Genomic DNA, 18,483 nt, shown 5'->3' with positions numbered 1-18,483 from the left:
TGAAGGCAATTTTCTATGACCCATGATATCACCACGACCGTCAAACGGATGGAAAATGAACTGCTGAGCATGATGCAGGAAAAAATACAGAAATACACGGAAGCAATTTTACATCTGCTGAATGTGGAATTAGTGATTGAAAGTGATGGCGTTGTTTCCGATTATGTGATTCCCGGAACCATGATTCACCTGACGTTTCATCCCAACAATGATGGCTTTGGTCTCAAGTTGTCCGATCGTCAGCATTTTGTGGCGGTTTCACCCACAGAACTCGGACTGGAAGAGGGAAAGAACCTTCCTGTGGAATCTGCGGTTATGGCACTGACTGAAACCCAGATTCATGATATTTTTGAGTTATTAAGATTGACACTGGAAAATCTGGAAGAATTTGTCGCTAAACGAAAACGCGAACTTCAGGAAAAACTCGATATTATTCAAAACTATTAACACATGCCGACATACGTCGGTTTTTGAGAGGAATATTATTGGCTATGCCTACTAAAATGGTTGAGATCGACAAAGTTGAGGAACAATTTCAACACCTCATGATTCTGGCTCTCAAGGGAAACGAGATTCTGATTTCCAAGGAAAGCAAGCCTGTGCTGAAACTGATTGCTATAGAGGATACCGTTGAAGCACCTGACAAACCCCAACCCAAAGATCAACAGGCTCCGCTAACTACGGGGGGAACTTTGGCAGATCAGGAAACGCTGGTGCTTGAACAGTTTATGGAGGAAGTGGTCGGATCGCTGATCACCATTGATCTGGAACTGGAAAAACTGCGCAATCATCCTGAAGACAGCAAACAGATTGATATGCTCTATTCCATCTTTCACAAAATCAAATATCATTGCAACATCATATCTTCCAAGAAATTGCGACTGGTTTCTGAATCAACCGAAAGCCTGATTGAACAGATTCAGATGCATCGTCATGAATTGACAGATGTGCCGGTTGAATTGATTCAGCAATCCGCTGACGCGTTTCTGGCAATTATCCGTAATTTATTGAGAGATCGCACCGAAGGGTCGACCAACTATGCGCCTCTCCTGCAGAAATTAAGAGCTGAAACACGACGAATCCGGGATACGGTTGCCTCATGAGGCCTTTCGGAATTGTCTGACCATCGCCTCATACTGCTGTTGTTCCCGGGGGATCATGGTTTTTTGTGCCACATGCCAGAGTCCTTTTTCCAGAGATTCCATTTCAATCAGGCCTTGATACACATAGGTCGCATTTCCTGTCAATAAAACCTGATCTGATTCAGGATTTTCCACCTGACAAAATGTAATTCCCCCCTCACTTTGAACTTCAACCGGACTGGCATAGTCACACAGTCCTTGCAGACAACTTACATAAGCACTTGAAGACATGGCCGTTCCGCATGCCTGGGTGATGCCACATCCCCGTTCATTGGTCATGACAAAAATCCGGTTTTTCCCAAGGACTTTTACCATGCTCACATTGATTCCCCTGGGGAAAATATCCTGCCGTTCCTTGACCGTCTCACCCCATTGAAGCAAACGTTCCCGATCAATTTCAGACTGAATGGAGATCAGGTGTGGATTAGGAATGCTGAGTGCTGTGAAGGTGGCGTTCTGATCCATTTCGGGCATGGGGTGGTTCAAAATTTGTGGTACTGGATAATGGACAGGGACAGTCTCCGCTTGTAGATTGACAGGGTTGATAATGACTGAAACCGTATAAACGCCCTGAAAAATGTCAGCTTGCCTGCGGCATGGCACAACCCCCAGGCCGCTTTCCACCATCAGTTGATCTCTGCCAGTTTTTTCAAAGAGAAAGCGAGCCACACAACGCATACCGTTTCCGCACATTTCTGATCGGGAACCATCCGAATTATACATGACCATTTTTCCATCAAACCGGGTTGAAGGCGCAACGATCAACACACCATCGCTCCCGAGGTGTCCCTGACGATCAGAAACAAGACGAGCGAATTGAGCGATTTCCTGAGGGCCCCAGGCTTCTGGCAGTTGAGATTCTTCCAACATGATGAAATCGTTGCCTGAACCATGACATTTGATGAATTGAAAAGACATAAGGATCCTTATAAAATTTCTGAATGAATATGATCTGGAGATCTGTTTATGGAGTTGAATACGCCCTGATATTTTTCCAGGGTTTATCATGAGATGAATTGTTATTTCAGCCACTTGTCCTACTTATAGTAGGTGAATCCGGATTCACATGATAGTGTAAAACCGATTGGGTTCTGGTTGCCGGTTAGGATATCTGGAGAAGGCTGTGCTGGAGAGCAAGGGGGAAATATGAAGGGGTGTTTGGATTCCCCCTTCAGTTTTGGGCGGTCGCACAGCCGTCGAGATCATCTCGTCGGGGTACGACCTGAAAAAAATCAACTTCTCTTTACATTTTCGGCACAGGGTCCTTTCTTTCCTTGTCCTACGTCATAGCTGACTTTATCACCATCTTTAATCTGCCCGCCATTGAGCGCTGTATGGTGGACAAACAAATCCTCACCGCCAGCATCTTGTTGAATAAAGCCATAACCTTTTTGTGAATTAAACCATTTTACTGTGCCTTGCATAATCAACCTTTAAATAATATCTCCAACTTTATCATAAAACACCCTGTCGCAAGTGGTTGTCGGAGATTAAAACCCCTGACAACAGGTATGTGAACAATTTATTATTCTCAGAAAATAACAACCTAGTAAAGCGAATAGTTAAAATTATTGCACAAAGTTGATCAATGCCTTATAAAATCAGGGATCAATCGTCACTCAAGTGAGTTCATTACTCGATGATTGGGGGTTCCTTTCGTAAATACCGATCCAGAACGGCAAACAATTGTTTCAACCGGATCGGTTTGGTCAGATATCCAGAGGCACCCTTGTTCATAGCATCGTTGATTTGTTCATTGAAGGCATCCGCCGACAGAATCACGATAGGAATTTGTTTGCCTTCAGGATGACTGACGATGTTTTCAATGGCTTCCAGCCCATTCATTTCCGGCATGTGAATATCCATTAAAACGAGATCAGGTTTCAGTTTCAGTGTTTGCTCAATCCCTTCTCTGCCATTATTTGCGATTGTGATTTCCAAACCAAGTCCATTGAACAACTCCGTGATCATGTACTGGTTGGTGGGTTCATCTTCCACAACCAGAATTTTGTTGTCGTGGAGAAAATGATACTCCGTCCGGTTCTTTATTTCTGCTTCGGGTTCTTCCTGTTGGGCTTCTTCCAGCGGGATCTTCACAGTAAAGACTGAGCCTTGAGCAGGTTCGCTTTGAACCTCAATGGTGCCATGGAGTAATTCCACCAGTTTTTTTGTGATTGCCAATCCCAGGCCCGTTCCTCCATAATTTCGGGTGATGCTTTTATCAACCTGTTCAAAAGCCTCGAAAATAGCTTGATGCCGGTCCCTTGGAATGCCAATCCCCTGATCCCTGACTTCCAGTACAAGCCAGGAACCCTTTCTGAATCCACTGAGCATGATCTGCTTGCCATCAGGCGTAAATTTAATGGCATTTGCGACCAGATTGATCAGAATTTGATTCAATTTGGAGCGATCTGAAATAATTCTTTCAGGCAACTGAGGGGAAATGAAATATTGGAAATCCAGTTTCTTGTTTTTCGCGGCCGCGCTGTTGATGTGAAAGATTGTCTGAATAAGCAGTTTGATCGTCACAGGTTCGTTCGAAACACTCAGCTTGCCGGCTTCAATCTTGGATAAATCCAGGATGTTATTGATCAACTCGGCCAAGGCTTCGCCACTTTGTTCAATCGTTCGTAAATACGCATACATCTTGTCAGGAAGCGAAAGGGCACTGGCTTTTCTGGAAAGAAGCTGACTGAATCCCAGAATCGCATTGAGTGGGGTTCGGATTTCATGACTCATGTTGGCCAGAAACTCTGATTTGGCACGATTGGCCGCATCGGCCTGTAACTTTGCTTCACGTAGCAACTCTTCCGCCTGTTTACGGTCAGTAATATCGCGGCTGATACCAAAGAGTCCAACGACAGTTTTGCCATCGTCATCAAATACCGGCCATTTGTTGGTGAGTACCCAGCGTTGTTGTCCCTGATCGTCATAGTAGGGATCCACCTTGTTCATTAAGGGTCGGCCTTCAGCAAAGACAGGCAATTCTTCTTCATAATAGATACGTGCGGTATCCGGGGGAAATACTTCCAGATCATGTTTGCCAATCATGTCTTGCCAGTGTTTGTGTCCGGTGATGTTTGCCAGTGTTTGACTGCAAAAGCGGAAGCGACTGTCTCGATCCTTGAAATACACAAAATCACTGGTATTTTCCAGAAAGGCCACAAAATCATTATTCATTTCTTTCAATTGTTTTTCATAGTCCTTGTTTGTGCTGATATCGATTCCATGCCCCATCAACACAGGTTTGCCATCCAATTCGATGAGCAAGCCATTGAACAGGAAAGGTGTTTTGTGCCCGGTTTTTGATTGCAAATTTGCTTCAACTTCAGCTCCCCCCTTGGAGAAGACCTCTTGAATCGCATTTTGTATTTGGGGTTGGTCTTCCGGTGCGATCAGTTCCAGTGGGTGAGCATTCTGGATTTCTGTTCTGGAGAGCCCCGTTAGTTTTTCCAGATTGTTATTCCAACGAATAAATTTTCCAGTTTCGTCAAACAGATAGAAAACTCCGGGCAAAGACTGAAGTATCTGCTGGTTCAGTGCTGACAGCGACATAATATCCAGTTTAGTTTTTTCCCATTGTTCTCTGTTGGGCTGTTCCACCATTTTAGGCATGAGATAAATCATCATCGCCGCAGTGGAGACAGAAATAATCGCTGTGATGACTTTCGCCATACCTTCAAACCAGTAATCCGGATTCCAGATTGTCCAGATGTTGATCACATGGGTAATACCACACGCCACAATGAATAACGCAAACATCAGGATAAATGTGCGATAGGGCAGATCCTTTCGTTTTCTGAAAAAATAAAACAATCCTATAGGGATCGCAAAATAGGACAGGGAAATCAACATATCGGAAATAACGTGCAAGCCCAGTACTATTGGGTTCCATAGATAACAATGCCCATGCGGCATAAAACTGGTTTGTGAGAATAACTCCTGGATGGATTCAGTCATAGTGTTCTCTTGAATTGTTTTTGAACGGCAACATTTTTAAAAGCATTCCATTGTGGATAGACCATATTGAGTGAAAAAAAAAGGCTCAATCATCATGAAATAGCCGATGAAGAAATATGAGAATTTTTTATGTGTGGCAGGAGGAGGTGGATATTTTGTAAAAATCCATTATTGGCGTGATTTAGGAACGTTCCAAAAATAACAGGGAAAACTCTCTGTTTACGTATTTCCTGTTCATAACCGTTTCATGACCCACCTCCGGTGGGTGCAAAGCAGATCTTCGCCTGATGGATAGCGTGCCCTACAGGACGTAGGGCACGAGCAAACTTTTACAACTTAGTCTTTTGTTGTTCCTTAAGATTCAATCCTTATCAGATTCGGGAAGATTTTTTTTAATCCGGCGTGGTACAGCGACTTCTTTGGAGAGTTTCAAGGGTAATCCTGATACCCGAACTTTTTTTAGTGTTTGCAGTACATCAGAAGATAAATCTGCTGGTAATTCCACAGTGCTCCAGGTTTCATTGATTTTGATGTCTCCGATAAACCGGCTTTCAAGATTGGCTTCATTGGCAATAGCTCCGACAATGTTACCGGGTTTTATTCCGTTTTTTCTGCCAATAGACATGCGATACGTCACCATTGGTACATCGGAAGTCGGACGTTTTTTTCCTGATTTTCCTCCAGAGGATTCGGTATTATCCCTGCCGCCTCTCCTGTTTTCTCTGAATTCCTGACCACCTTTTCGGTTTTCACGAAATTCCTGTTTGAGTGCCGGCGTTGCTTCCAGTAAAAGTGGTTTGTCTCCCTGTGCGATTTTTGCCAGAGCCGCCGCGATTTCAAGACCGGAAACATTGTGTTCGCGTTGATACTGTTCCATGACTTCAGTGTATAAATCCAGATCACCTTCGGCAATAGTATCGGTGATACGTTGTTTGAAAGCGGAAATTCGTTTGTCGTTGATCATTTCGGTGGAAGGCAGACTCAACAGTTCAATGGGCTGACCGACGGCTTTTTCAATGTCTCGCAGGAGGTGTTTTTCCCGAGGTGCGACAAACATAATCGCCTCACCGGAACGTCCGGCACGTCCGGTTCGGCCCACACGATGAATGTACGCCTCGGAGTCATAGGGAACATCATAATTGATCACATGGCTAATTCGTTCCACATCCAGACCTCTTGCCGCGACATCAGTGGCAACCAGAATGTCAAATTTGCCTTTTTTCAGTTGATCAATGGTACGTTCGCGTTGTTTCTGCACAATATCTCCATTCAGCGCAACAACAGAATACCCCCGGGCATCCAGTTTTTCAGCCAATTCCAGAGTAGCGGTTTTGGTGCGCACAAAAATAATCATACCGTCAAACGATTCTGCTTCCAAAATACGTGTCAGGGTATCGAGCTTATGAAATTCGCTGACAATCCAGTAGCGTTGACGGATGTTATCCGCAGTACTGGTCTGGACCTTGATGGTGATTTCAGCCGGATCCTTCATGTATTTTTTGGCAATCCGTCGGATAGGCACGGGCATCGTTGCGGAAAACAGAACCACCTGACGTTTCTCAGGCATTTGCTCCATGATCCATTCCACTTGTTCAATGAAGCCCATTCTCAGCATTTCATCCGCTTCATCCAGAACCACACATTGAATCGAGTCAAGTTTCAGTGTTTTGCGCTCCAGATGATCCACGAGACGACCGGCAGTTCCAACCACTACATGCACTCCGCGTTTAAGTTGTCGGAGCTGGATCTCGTAATCCTGTCCACCATAAATCGGCATGACATGGAATCCCTTGAGATGCTGGGCATAGCGCTGAAAAGCTTCTGAAACCTGAATTGCCAGTTCCCTTGTTGGAACCAGAACCAGAACCTGTGGTTCCTTGAGTTGAAGATTGATCCGGGAAAGCAGTGGCACGGCAAATGCCGCGGTTTTTCCTGTACCGGTTTGAGCCTGACCGATCACATCACGGCATTCAAAAACCAGCGGTATGGTTTGAGCCTGAATGGGCGATGGGGTTTCATATCCCACATCATTGAGTGCTTTGAGAACCGGTTCAATCACAAACATTTCCCGAAAAGACGGCAGGGACGACGAAGTGGAAGTCATGAGGTGTTCCTGTAAAAGAAGAACTTGAGGCAATTCCAGACCAAAAGGAGGATGACTGGAGGAGAAAGACAAGATTGCGAAGGGATATCCGTTAGCAGAATACTGGGTAAATAACGGCACTCTTTATGATGGAATTTCAAAAAGTACGCAATATATTTTTAATGGAATACAGCTTGATCACATGAAAATCAGTAAGGAGCAGTACTAACGGTTTGAGATGCGATAGAGGTAATGACAGTGTTTACGTTTCGCATGGATTAACAAATACAGAGTACCATCGAAGCTTTCGACAGCATCCAAATTCGAGGACTTCTTAATTAACCGATTGAACATCACAGCTTATGATATGGCACTGAAGGAATCTATTTTCAGGTATGTATCAATCGGATCTTGTGTCTGAAAACGACGTTCAGGCCAATTGGTGTATTCCATAGCAAATTGTTCCAACCATTCTTCACTATCATTTTGTGGGAGTTTGCCACGATCAGGTCTTGATTCAATAAATCGCTCTACATCCCCTACGAATACATCAAATTCATCATCCTGGAGCTTATTACAATCAATCGTCCAAAATTTAACACGTCTCATATCCCCTCCATGTACGGTTTGTTTATGTTACTAGCTGACCATGAAAAATATTATTAAGCAAATATAAACTTGTAGAACACTATACTGCTATGACTATGCCAATGTCATATTTTATTTTTATCCTTTATTATCAAATGATTACTGTTTGTGATGAAGGGCTGTTTTGTGGGATTTACTTGATTTGTGAGACGGATCGTCTCAATTGATGATGCAAGTCGTATTCAATTGCTTCGTAATGATGCCGTTTCATTCGACACAGGCAATTCACGCCCCAAAATGCAACAATCAATAAATTGAAGATAAAATTGATCGGGAACTTTGTATTGATATTTAAATTCCGTTTTGCAAAGATGGCTTCTCAGTTTCTCCCCTTCAGCTTGTATAACAAACAGAGTCTTTGTTTTCAAGGCCTGTCTATTTCACAAATGAGGGTTCTCCATATCGAAAACCATCACTACAAGGAAATATGTCCGAATCGATAGAGACTCTAGCTCAACTTGGATCTGTTGACGTGGAACTGCTCGTATCCCGAAACAGAGTTCGGGAACTGGAACGAGTCATAACACAGGCGCGTCAAATCATACAAACTCAGGAAGAAAAAACACAACAGATTGAAAAAGCACATCAGGATTGTGTTGAAAATGCTAAAAAGGCCGAACTGGAACTGCTTCATTTGACTGACAGCATTGCAAAAATGGAAGCGCAGATTCCAATGATTAGGAATCAGAAAGAGTTTGCTGCCAGTAAACGTCAGATGGAAGAAGGTCGAAAACGCCGGGGTGTTTTGGAAAATTCAGTGTTGGAATATCAGATCCAAATTGAAGAATTGACAGCAAAACGGGAAGAAGCTCAATCACAACTGCAAGTTGCGGAAAATGATTTTAAAAAACAAACGAAAGATGAAATTAAAGAGAAAAAATCGCTGGAAGCTTCCATCAAAAACCTCATCGCCCAAAAGAAAGAATCCATGGCCGCGCTTACACCGAAAATACGGAATTATTATGAGCGATGCATCGCAAATGGGATCACCAATCCTGTTTGCAGAGTGTTGGAAAAAGAAAATGCCTGTGGGGGATGCAATATGAAAATTCAGCCTCAACTTATCAATGAAATGAGAGTTCATCCGGATAAACATCAAATTTGTCCCCACTGTGCCCGTGTTTTGTATTATCTTTTTGAACCGGAAACAGAAAAAGAAGTTGCCACAAATTGACACGCGGAACCAATGAAATTATCCAGATGTTTGTTTCTGGGGTTCTGCGGGCTCTTGAGTGGCTGTTCTGAAATCGGATATTATTATCAGGCTGTTTCAGGGCATCTGGAACTTCTAAATCAAAAACAGAGCATTTCCGAATTGCTGGAGGCCCCGGCAACCCCACCCTTGCTAACAGCCAAATTACGTCTTATTCTCAGTGTCAGAGACTATGCGTCCACGCAACTCGCCCTTCCAGCAACCTATGGTTACACCAGCTATGTTGACCTGAAACGGTCCTATGTGACCGCAATTGTAACAGCCTCCCAACCACTGGCTTTTCAATCCAGACGCTGGTGTTTTCTGTTTGCGGGATGTGTGGAGTATCGTGGCTATTTTGCGGAAGAAGAGGCCATAAAATATGCCGCTCAACTTGCTCTTGAAGGCCTGGATGTATCGGTGGGACACGCCGGTGCCTATTCCACGCTGGGATGGCTCAACAACCGCTGGATCCCGGATTATTTTTCGGATCCTGTGTTGAATACATTCACCGATCGCTCAGACTGGGATATTATCAGCACATTGATCCATGAAATGGCGCATCAGGTTGTTTATGTTTCCGGCAACACCTCGTTCAATGAATCTTTTGCGGTGTTTGTAGAACAGGAAGGCCTCAAGTCCTATCTGGAACATCACAAGGGTGCGAATTCACCGGAATATCTGAATTTTGAGCAGGAAAGTCAGGAAGAAGCCATGTTCGTGGAAATAGTGAGTCAGGCGTATGTGGCGCTTGAAACCTTGTATCAGACAGCCTTACCGGAGGGAGAAAAACTCACACGAAAACAGGAACTATTCGCGGACCTCAAGCAAACATGGGTTGACAGAAAATCTGACTTCAAACGACTTTCCTATGACCGCTGGTTCTCTCAAAAGTTGAATAACGCGCATCTCATGGGAGTGCGGCGTTATCACAAGAATATTGAGGTTTTTGCCAAAGTTTTTGAGGAAGAGCAGAAAAACTGGGAGAAATTTTTTGAAAGGGTAAAAATCATCGCTGATTCTGACGAATTGCTCCAGCAATGGTTTCCTGAATAATCATGCGAGGCTCATTGCCTTCCCTTCAGAAGCTCAAACATTTTCGTCCAGAGTGGTTCATTCTGTTCTGAATTCAATGAATGTAACGAGTCCTGTAGTTCAGGGGCCGATGACACCTGGAGGCGCAGAGTGATGGATTCCTGTTCCAGAAATGGATCTGTTTCAAGTTGAGTATTGGTGGGGATCTTCAATTGATGGCGCAGTTCGTTGAGGTCATGCCGCAGACGTTGAAGTGTCGGGAAACGCCATTGCTCGAGTTGTTCCTTCAGCATCCGGTATCTGACAGGTCCCTGCAGATGAGCGGCCTCAAGAATCTCCGGCAAGGGAGGAACCCTCAGCAGTTCACTCACAGTTTTCTGCTGAATCCGGCAGATATCATGCAACAATCCCAGCAAAGCCTTCCACTTGTTCCCTCCCGGATTCATCGAATGAAACGCCTGGAGGATGACAGGGATTTCCGTTGCTGAAAAACGAAGCAACACCGCCAGATCTTCATGTCCCAACTCCTGAAGAAAAGGATAAGCCTCCATTTCTGGAAGAAATTCGACCAGTTGTTTCAGGATCTGGACTGTTTTTCTGGAAGGTGAGAGTCCTAATAACGGCAACACCTGTGAGGTAAACTCATCCCCTGAAAAGCCATTTTCAGAGAGTTGACGGATCACTCTGCATAACCGGATCCCTGAAAAAGCCCGTTCTCCCGAAAACCCATGCAGACGCATCATTGCCAGCGTTTTGAAGGATAATGATTCCGGTAGTATTTTGACAGGAATTTGTGGATTTTCTTCACCGCAAACCTGTTTCAAGGCCTTGTATCGGCGGAAGCCATCAATAATCCGGAATGTCTGTTTGCCGGATTGCGACTGAACCGTCAGCGGCATCAGAATTCCGGAATGACTGATGGCTTGGCGCAGCATCTCTGAAGGATTAGAATCAGCCCAATCCATGGAGGTGTCAAAACTGTCAATGTCTGTGTACTGAATGGTGGAATAGATTTCAGTCATTGCAAACTCAGTGTGAATGCTGCATGGCCGCACAATGGCCGCCGCATCCTGCCGCGTTAGGGGCCCCACAAGGCATCATCATGGTTTCTTTGCTTTTTCCACCAACCGCAAAACCACTCAGAAGTCGCCTTGCTTCTGATGTTCCGCATTGAGGACATGCAATCGGATCATCCATCTCGCTGGAAGATCGCAACTCAGAAAAGTGATCCTGACAATGATTACATTCATATTCATAAATAGGCATAGACAGCTCCTGAAAAAAAATTGAACCACAATTTCAATATAACCTGTTGCAAGTGACCAGATCATAAAATAGCTTGATCACAAGTCAAATTCAAACAACGAACCCCTATTGATTGATGAAGGACGCATGCGTTTCAAAAAAGTACATTCATGGAAGGCAATTAGCCTGTTGGGAATAATGAGTGGTTTTATGATTTCATGCAAAACAGTCTCTCCGGAATGGATTTGTTATTATGGAAATGACGCACTGACAACAACAGCTTTGGGCAATGTGAATCTGGTGGTGCTGGATGACCAGACAAAAGTCGATGTTCCAAAAATCAGGCGTTCAGTGGAACATGTGCTGGGCTATCTCAGTATTGGTGAAGTGGATACCGAACGAGAATATTTTTCTGAACTGCCTGACACCTCCTTTCTGCTGGAATATAACCCCAATTGGGACAAAAGCCGCATCGTTGACATCCGGTCCGAAAAATGGCAGGAGTGGCTCCTCAATGTGCGGATTCCCCACATTCTCAGACGTGGCTTCAATGGTCTGTTTCTCGATACCATGGACAGCGTGATTTATATGGAACAAACCAACCCTGAACGCAAAGGGATGGTGGAAGCCAGTATCCGTCTGGTACAACGTATCAAACAGCAATTTCCGGAAATTTATATCATGGTCAACCGTGGCGTTGAGGCCGCGCCTCAATACGGACCCTATGTCGATGCGATTCTCGCGGAGTCTTTTTTCGCGGATTATAATTTTACCGATAAAACCTATGAATTAAGACCCATCGAGGATGCCAAAGAATATGTTGGTATTCTCACAAATGTTAAGAAGGATCATGGTGTGGCCTTGTTCGGTCTGGATTACTGGTATCCCGATGATAAAAAAAACATACGATTGATTTATGAAATCCAGAAAAAACATGGATTTATTCCCTATGTGGCCACTGTTGAACTGGATCAGATTGTTTACCCTTGAAGGGAGCGTTCATGTCTTCTTCAAAAAAAGTTCTTGTATTGGGCGCCGGAGCGGTCGGAGCACTGTATGGCGGATTTTTACACAAAGCCGGGGTTGATGTCTCGGTGACCTGCCGTTCTGATTACGAACATGTCAAACAACAGGGTTTTCAGATAGACAGTTGTCTGGGAAACTTCAACTTCCAGCCAACACAGGTGGTCAGAAAACCGGAAGACTATTCCGGTGTTCCGGACTATGTGATTGTCGCGACTAAAGTGCTGCCAGACGCGGATGTTTCTTCGCTTCTGCGACCGGTAGTGGGCCCCGATACCGTGATTGTCCTTCTGCAGAACGGGATTGATATTGAACCGCCAGTGGCACAGGCTTTTCCCGAAAATCTGTTGATTAGCGGTCTGGCCTTTGTCTGTTCCAACCGTATCGGCCCCGGCCATATTCATCATCAGGATTATGGACGTCTGATCATTGGCGCGTATCCTGGAGGTTCGCATCAGGCCGTTCTGGAATTGAGCGAATGGTTCAAACAGGCAGGAATCAACTGTGTGGCCTCGGAAAATATCATCAGCGCGCGCTGGAAGAAACTGGTCTGGAATGCTCCGTATAACCCTGTTTCCGTGTTGGGCGGTTGTCTTGACACAAGTCAGATTATGGAATCCACGGAAGCGGTTCTATTGGTGAAACATGTCATGGAAGAAGTGTGTTTGCTGGCAAGCCATGAAGGACACCCGCAGGTGGAATCAGTCATTGAGCAAAATCTGGTTGACACCCGAAACATGGTTCCCTACCGGACCAGCATGTTGCTGGATTATGAAGCCGGACGGCCGATGGAAGTAGAAGCGATTCTGGGCAATGTGGTCAAAATCGGACGGAGGCATCAACTGGCCATTCCTCACATTCAGGCGCTCTATGCGTTGTTGCAACTGAAAGATGTTCACAATCGGCAACAGAAAATTCCTTCTTGACATGCCTGTACAAAACCATCAATTTCAGCTTTGATAAAATTTGTGTAAGGGCGACCGGCGGGTCGCCCCTACGATGCCCTTAATTCTTAAACTGGAACGTATTATGACAATTCCTATGTTACCACCCGAAACGCAATCGTTAGCCAACATTCTACCTTCTGAACCTTTGCTACTGATGGGGGCTGGCCCTGTTCCACTGCCAGCGGCAGTCTCACGGGCCAATGGCGTGGTGATCAATCATCTCGGTGAAACCATGGACGAAGTGATCCGTCGGGTTAAATCCATGGCTCGTTATGCGTTTCAGACCCAAAGCGATAAAATTCTGGGCGTTTCAGGCCCGTCTTCAGCCGCCATGGAAATGGCAATTGGCAATCTGCTGTGGCCGGGACGGAAAGTCCTGGTACTCAAAATCGGGATTTTCAGCGGCCGGTTCGGGGAAATGGCAACAGGAATTGGCGCGGATGTGACGGTGCTTGAAATGCCGACGGCAACCCCTGTGGATGTACAAAAGGTAGAAGATGAACTCAAGCGACAGCATTATGACGTGGTCACCATGGTTCAGGGAGAAACTTCCTGCGGTGTGCTGAACAATGTCCCGGAGATCGCAAAACTCGCTAAAAAACATGGCGCGCTGGTGATTGTGGATGCGGTGTGTACCCTCACCACCATGCCCATGTTCATGGATGAATGGGGCATTGACGCGACCATCACCGGCGGACAAAAAGGTTTGTCTTCCATTCCCGGTGTTTCGCTCATTGCGTTTTCCAGTGAAGCCTGGGAAGTCCTGGAAAAAAGAACAGCGGTCCGTCCACACTGGTGCCTGGACGCCTTGCGTGCCCAGAAATTCTGGGGACACCAGCAATATCATTACACGGCACCTGTTCCCGGAATTCTGGCGACGCATGAAGCCTTGCGGTTGATTTGTGAAGAAACTCTGGAAAAACGGTTTGAACGACATTTCATGAGTTCCCGGGCGTTGCAGGCCGGCATTGAAGGCATGGGACTGGAATTGTTTGTTCCCTCTGAATACCGGTTGAATTCGGTCATTGCCATTAAAATTCCTGACGGTGTGGATGGCAACAAAGTCAGAAAATACATGGCAAAACGGTTTCTGGTGGAAATTTCAGGATCTTTCGGACTCAACATTGTCCGTATTGGTCAGATGGGTGAACAATGCCGATCCCATAATCTGTTCAAAACCCTGTATGCGATGGGGGTCAGTTTTATGGCGGAAGGGGTTAAAATGGAAGTCGGTGCGGGTATGGCCGCCCTCGAAAAAAATCTGGTGCGCGATCTGGAACACCTTGTCGATTGATTTTCTGACTATCGTGGTAACAAGTGCTGTCTCTTGAATTTGAAAAAGGTACCCTCACCCTGCATCCTCTCACAGAATCACAGGCGGAGTCATTGCCCGGAATTCTCTGGGATTCCAGAACCCGCCTGCATCGTGCTCCGGCATGGTGTTACCGTGAGATTGTCCTGACCCTGCGCAAGCTTCAGATTCCCTATCAGGATAATGCCCGAAAATTTGAACCCCAGGAATGGTCCCTGAAACGTCAGGTCACGCCCCGACATTATCAGTTGGATGCCCTGCACGCATGGAAAAATCAGGGGTCATCAGGCGTGGTGGTATTGCCGACTGGTGCGGGGAAAACCATCCTGGCAGTGCTCATGATCGCGGAAACCCGCCGCCCGGCATTGATCCATGTGCCAACCATTGATCTCATGCATCAATGGCACTCTGTGCTTTCCGGTTTTTTTGACGAACCCATTGGCATGCTCGGGGGAGGCGAAAATGATCTGCAAAAAATCACGGTCGCGACTTATGATTCGGCATTGATTCATGTGTTTCATCAAGGGCATCGTTTCGGCTTCATCATTTTTGATGAATGCCACCACCTTCCCGGAGAACAATATCAGAATCTGGCCATTGCGAGCATCGCCCCCTTCAGGCTCGGTCTGACAGCCACCCCCGAACGACGTGATGGCCGGGAACAAGTGCTGTATCAGTTGTGCGGCCCGCTCTGTTTTCAGGTTCACATTCACGAACTCGAAGGCCGGGAACTTGCGCCCTATGAAATTGAAACCATTGAAGTCGATATGCTACCAGAAGAGCAGGAACGCTATGAACAGGCCCGCGCCTGCTACCTTCAATTTCTCAAGGATGAAAAAATCAGCTTCAGTTCCGCTCATGGGTGGAGCAATTTTATCAGTAAAACGGCCCAATCCGCAAAGGGCCGTCAGGCGTTCAAGGCATTTCTGGAACAACGTCGTCTGAGCCAGGCCTCACAGGCCAAAGAAGACTGGATCTGGGAATTGCTCAGACGACATGCCGGTGAACGGATTCTGGTGTTCACTCAGGAAAATGACGCGGCCTACCGTATTGGCAAGAAATTCTTTCTGCCGGTGCTGACCCATCACACCAAAGTCAAGGAACGCGCTCAATTTCTGGAGGCGTTCCGCAAGGGTGACTATCCCGTGCTGGTGACTTCCAAGGTGCTGAATGAAGGCGTGGATGTCCCTGAAGCCAACGTTGCTATTGTGGTTGCGGGCAGTGGCAGTGTGCGGGAGCATGTCCAGCGATTGGGCCGTATTTTAAGACCTCAAACCGGAAAGGTCGCCACCTTGTATGAACTGGTTTCCAAAGGAACCGGGGAATATTTTGTCAACCAGCGTCGAAGACAACACAGTGCTTACCAAAGATCTCCTGAATTACCGAATCTATAAAAACCGTATCACTTCACGATTTGTGGACCCCCGTGATGTACAACTGCTGGATTGGGCTGAACGCCTCCTTGAATTGTTTGCGCAAAATATCGGCGAAACCCGTGAAGCTCTGGAATCAGACATGGAGATGATCGCCGGTGAATTCAGGGGACATGGCATGGTGGCCCGCGGACTGCAAAAACTGTTGATGGATCGCACCGAATTTGAAACAGGCACCAACACTGAACTCCTGGAATGGCGTAAAAAAGTGTTTAGCCATACCAGCCAGTTGCTGTCCCGGAAAGATGAATTTTCGCTGGAAGAATATCAACAGCAAGTCGCCCGGGCCTTCGATCAAACCCCTGAACAATTGGCTGAATCCCTGTATCAGGATCTGCCCCCCTGTCAAAAAATGCTCGAATTTAAAAAAATCTCACCTGAAGGATTACTGCATCGCTACAATTGCGCGCAGGTTCAGGGACTCTTGTTTTATTGCGACAAACTGAAACTGTCCCTGCCTGATTCCGGAACCGCGGATATGCGCCAATTATTCAAATATCTGAGATTTCATCAACTGCTGGCAACCATTTCCCGGGAAGAAAACACCTGGGTGATTGAAATTGATGGACCGCTCAGTCTGTTCATGCAAACCCAAAAATATGGACAGAATCTGGCCTGGTTTTTCCCTGCGGTATTGCATCAACAAGCCTGGAGTCTCTCTGCGGAAATCAGCATCAAAAAAGGCAAACCGGCTCAACTCACGTTAGACCAGAACTGCGGAATCAAATCGCATTATCACCAGTTTCTGTCTTATGTCCCTGAAGACATTGCCTTGCTGGAGCAAACGCTGGAAAAATCTCTGCCTCAATGGAAAATCGAGCCTGCTGTTAATTTTGTTCCGCTCAGTGGCAGTCATTATTGTTTTCCGGACTACACGCTGACGCATTCAACAAAACAACAGGTTGCCCTGGAGTTATTCCACGCCTGGCATGCCTCGCCATTGACACAGCGATTGAGACAACTGGAATTATCTGCTTCGGCGCCACTCATTCTGGGTGTGGCAAAAAAACTACTGAAAGAACCTGCAATTGCGGAAATAGTGGAACGTTCGGACTATTTCAAAAAATATGGATTTTTGTTTCGGGAAATGCCGACTCCTGACAAACTCCGGCCAGTGCTGGAAACCTGGCAGTCCAATGTTTTCGGGCAAAAATGATGTCACAGAAATTCTCAGGCTTCACTTTGGTGGAACTCATGCTGGTTCTGGCAATCTCCGGCGTTCTGATGAGTATGACCACCGGCGTTTGGGATCCCTGGTTGGAGCGTCAGCATCTGAGTCAGCAGATTCGCATGGTTCGGGATGCCCTGGCCCATGCTCAGCTTTTGGCCTTGACCCGGTTGAGTTCCCACCAGGTTCGTGAGGATAATCAGCAAATCATCATTCAGGCACTCGGAACATCAGACAACACCCGACAGGTTTGGGAATCCCTGCCTGAAGACATCCGGATTCAGGCAACTCGCTGGCCGTCATTCAGTCCATCTGGGTTTGCCGCTGGTGGCACATTAACGCTTCAATCCGCAAATTATGAGGTTCAGATTGTGGTCAGCCCCATTGGAAAAATCCGCCAAACTGAAATATTACCACAATAAAGGCATGACGCTGATTGAAGTGATGTTCATGTCGGTGATTCTGGTCACGGGATTGTTGGGAATTGTAACGTTGGTCGCCAATACCGCAGATCAGCGAAAAATCGAGAATCAGGCGCATTGGGTACTGAGCCAGCGGGAAAACTGGAACAGGGAGATCATGGAACAACTGGGAAATGAGGTGCTCAGCGGTCAGATGAAGCTTGAGACACCGCAGGGACAACCCGCGGAATTGAGTTGGAATCTTTCGGAGGACTCCGGCCAGAATTCCAGACGACTGACCATGTCGTTGCAATCTGGACCAGAACTGGTGGATCAATGGCAACTCACTCTTCCCGATGCTCTTCCATGAAACAGAATCGACTGATTGCGGGCATGAGCCTGCTGGAAGTGATGTTTGCGATGACGATTGGTATTTTTCTGCTGTGGATGTTTCAGCAACCTGCCGGCATCCTGCATGAAATCATGGTTGATCAAACACAGCAAAGCTCCCGGAACATGGAAATTGACCGAATGATGATGGTCTTGAAAGCAGAACTTCTGCAAGCTGGTTATGGCATGGAACATCCTGCTTCAGGTTTTAGCGTAGTTTCGGGCGTACTTGTCTTCGAGGCTGATTTTAACGAAGATGGAGATTTTCAGGATACCCGGGAACATCTGGAATATCGCTTTGATACCGAACAGCAAAAACTACTTCGACGGGCAGGTTCCGGTAATTTTCAGACCATTCTGGAAAATGTCGCTGAGATTACTTTTGAAAAAATTCAGGTAGAAGGCAATGTTCCCGGATGCCTCCTGATTCAGATCCGAATCTATCCCGAAGAATCACCTGAAAAATTTGAATGGTGTGGATTGTGGCTCTGACAGAGCCGTTCA

General features: G+C 46.1%; 19 protein-coding genes. 12 read left to right on the top strand and 7 right to left on the bottom strand.

What is annotated here, in order from left to right; all coding sequences use genetic code 11:
• The first annotated feature begins 15 nt into the window (after nt 1-15).
• Together HQM11_05035 and HQM11_05030 are read left to right on the top strand one after the other, a co-directional pair.
• Nucleotides 16-447 (top strand): hypothetical protein, encoded by a 432-nt coding sequence (locus HQM11_05035; protein MBF0350371.1) that lies wholly within the window; start codon nt 16-18, stop codon nt 445-447.
• A gap of 44 nt (nt 448-491) precedes the next feature.
• Nucleotides 492-1,103, top strand: a complete 612-nt coding sequence (locus HQM11_05030) for a hypothetical protein (protein ID MBF0350370.1) — start codon at nt 492-494, stop codon at nt 1,101-1,103.
• Here HQM11_05030 and dapF read toward each other — a convergent pair.
• The 5 genes from dapF to HQM11_05005 form a co-directional block, all read right to left on the bottom strand.
• Complete coding sequence (gene dapF / locus HQM11_05025; GenBank protein MBF0350369.1) at nt 1,098-2,060, bottom strand: diaminopimelate epimerase; 963 nt, start codon at nt 2,058-2,060, stop codon at nt 1,098-1,100. The genes HQM11_05030 and dapF overlap by 6 nt on opposite strands.
• 314 nt (nt 2,061-2,374) lie before the next feature.
• Nucleotides 2,375-2,569 carry a cold-shock protein gene (locus HQM11_05020; GenBank protein ID MBF0350368.1) on the bottom strand — a complete coding sequence of 65 codons (195 nt, stop codon included), beginning with the start codon at nt 2,567-2,569 and terminating at the stop codon, nt 2,375-2,377.
• A 205-nt stretch (nt 2,570-2,774) separates the two neighbouring features.
• Nucleotides 2,775-5,102 (bottom strand): PAS domain S-box protein, encoded by a 2,328-nt coding sequence (locus HQM11_05015; protein ID MBF0350367.1) that lies wholly within the window; start codon nt 5,100-5,102, stop codon nt 2,775-2,777.
• Nucleotides 5,103-5,463: 361 nt separating this feature from the next.
• Entirely contained in the window at nt 5,464-7,206 is a 1,743-nt protein-coding gene (locus HQM11_05010; protein MBF0350366.1) for a DEAD/DEAH box helicase, read from the bottom strand.
• A gap of 339 nt (nt 7,207-7,545) precedes the next feature.
• On the bottom strand, nt 7,546-7,794 hold the full coding sequence (locus tag HQM11_05005) for a hypothetical protein (protein MBF0350365.1): 249 nt from the start codon (nt 7,792-7,794) through the stop codon (nt 7,546-7,548).
• 466 nt (nt 7,795-8,260) lie between these two features.
• Here HQM11_05005 and HQM11_05000 point away from each other — a divergent pair, with 466 nt between their 5' ends.
• Both HQM11_05000 and HQM11_04995 read left to right on the top strand, forming a co-directional pair.
• Complete coding sequence (locus HQM11_05000) at nt 8,261-9,007, top strand: hypothetical protein (GenBank protein ID MBF0350364.1); 747 nt, start codon at nt 8,261-8,263, stop codon at nt 9,005-9,007.
• Between the two features lie 12 nt (nt 9,008-9,019).
• Nucleotides 9,020-10,081, top strand: coding sequence for an aminopeptidase (locus tag HQM11_04995; GenBank protein MBF0350363.1), 1,062 nt, complete (start codon nt 9,020-9,022; stop codon nt 10,079-10,081).
• An 11-nt stretch (nt 10,082-10,092) separates the two neighbouring features.
• Here HQM11_04995 and HQM11_04990 read toward each other — a convergent pair whose 3' ends face one another.
• The gene (locus HQM11_04990) at nt 10,093-11,082 is read right to left on the bottom strand and encodes a ParB N-terminal domain-containing protein (protein ID MBF0350362.1); all 990 of its coding nucleotides are present in this window, start codon (nt 11,080-11,082) and stop codon (nt 10,093-10,095) included.
• A gap of 7 nt (nt 11,083-11,089) precedes the next feature.
• Nucleotides 11,090-11,326: a zinc ribbon domain-containing protein gene (locus HQM11_04985; GenBank protein MBF0350361.1), complete on the bottom strand. Its 237-nt coding sequence runs from the start codon at nt 11,324-11,326 to the stop codon at nt 11,090-11,092.
• 189 nt (nt 11,327-11,515) lie between these two features.
• Between HQM11_04985 and HQM11_04980 the strand changes: the two genes are divergently transcribed.
• The 8 genes from HQM11_04980 to HQM11_04945 all read left to right on the top strand — a co-directional run bounded on the left by HQM11_04980 (nt 11,516) and on the right by HQM11_04945 (nt 18,471).
• Nucleotides 11,516-12,295 (top strand): endo alpha-1,4 polygalactosaminidase, encoded by a 780-nt coding sequence (locus HQM11_04980; GenBank protein ID MBF0350360.1) that lies wholly within the window; start codon nt 11,516-11,518, stop codon nt 12,293-12,295.
• Nucleotides 12,296-12,306: 11 nt separating this feature from the next.
• Nucleotides 12,307-13,254: a 2-dehydropantoate 2-reductase gene (locus HQM11_04975; protein MBF0350359.1), complete on the top strand. Its 948-nt coding sequence runs from the start codon at nt 12,307-12,309 to the stop codon at nt 13,252-13,254.
• A gap of 103 nt (nt 13,255-13,357) precedes the next feature.
• Entirely contained in the window at nt 13,358-14,569 is a 1,212-nt protein-coding gene (locus HQM11_04970) for an alanine--glyoxylate aminotransferase family protein (GenBank protein ID MBF0350358.1), read from the top strand.
• Nucleotides 14,570-14,592: 23 nt separating this feature from the next.
• The gene (locus tag HQM11_04965; protein ID MBF0350357.1) at nt 14,593-15,981 is read left to right on the top strand and encodes a DEAD/DEAH box helicase family protein; all 1,389 of its coding nucleotides are present in this window, start codon (nt 14,593-14,595) and stop codon (nt 15,979-15,981) included.
• Nucleotides 15,917-17,176 (top strand): DUF790 family protein, encoded by a 1,260-nt coding sequence (locus HQM11_04960; GenBank protein MBF0350356.1) that lies wholly within the window; start codon nt 15,917-15,919, stop codon nt 17,174-17,176. The genes HQM11_04965 and HQM11_04960 overlap by 65 nt, the downstream gene beginning before the upstream one ends.
• A 38-nt stretch (nt 17,177-17,214) precedes the next feature.
• A complete protein-coding gene (locus tag HQM11_04955; protein MBF0350355.1) occupies nt 17,215-17,610 on the top strand; it encodes a hypothetical protein in 396 nt (131 codons plus the stop codon).
• Nucleotides 17,558-17,959 carry a hypothetical protein gene (locus HQM11_04950; GenBank protein ID MBF0350354.1) on the top strand — a complete coding sequence of 134 codons (402 nt, stop codon included), beginning with the start codon at nt 17,558-17,560 and terminating at the stop codon, nt 17,957-17,959. The genes HQM11_04955 and HQM11_04950 overlap by 53 nt, the downstream gene beginning before the upstream one ends.
• Nucleotides 17,926-18,471 carry a hypothetical protein gene (locus HQM11_04945; protein MBF0350353.1) on the top strand — a complete coding sequence of 182 codons (546 nt, stop codon included), beginning with the start codon at nt 17,926-17,928 and terminating at the stop codon, nt 18,469-18,471. Before HQM11_04950 ends, HQM11_04945 begins: the two co-directional genes overlap by 34 nt.
• Nucleotides 18,472-18,483: the final 12 nt, after the last annotated feature.

The sequence above is a fragment of the SAR324 cluster bacterium genome, from assembly GCA_015232315.1.
Taxonomy (GTDB): domain Bacteria; phylum SAR324; class SAR324; order SAR324; family NAC60-12; genus JADFZZ01.
The sequence above is the reverse complement of the archived record's forward strand: the minus strand, read 5'-3'. Positions and strand labels throughout refer to the sequence as shown.